Source organism: Amycolatopsis sp. 505, assembly GCF_031625235.1.
Classification (GTDB): Bacteria; Actinomycetota; Actinomycetes; order Mycobacteriales; family Pseudonocardiaceae; genus Amycolatopsis.
In genome coordinates this window covers 1-310 of the sequence record NZ_JACKQP010000036.1, presented here as the reverse complement: position 1 = coordinate 310, position 310 = coordinate 1, and the positions used below count along the sequence as shown (strand labels likewise).

Below are 310 nucleotides of genomic sequence, written 5' to 3'. Positions count from 1 at the left end.
CCCGCAGCAGCCTTCGTTCACCGACTACACCCCGCCCGCGCTCGCCACCGGCGGCGGTTCCAGCGGCGCCGGTGCCACCGGTGCCACGCCCGCGACCAGCTGGATCCCCGTCGACCACCCGGCGACGACGCCTTCGGTGCCCGCGCCCGCGCCCGCGCCGTCGATCCCCGCCCCGGCGGCCGGGCACGCCGACGAGGTCGTCATCCACACCAACCTGACCCCCGGTGAGTCCACTGTGGAGGCTCCGGGCGGCCAGGACTTCGACCTCGACATCGACCTGGACTTCAACGGCAAGCACTTCAGCCAGCAC

At 73.9% G+C, this 310-nt stretch carries 1 pseudogene; it reads left to right on the top strand.

Features of this window, described 5'->3' with window-relative positions:
* Positions 1 to 310, top strand: a pseudogene (locus tag H5965_RS46025) (hypothetical protein); the annotation flags it as partial.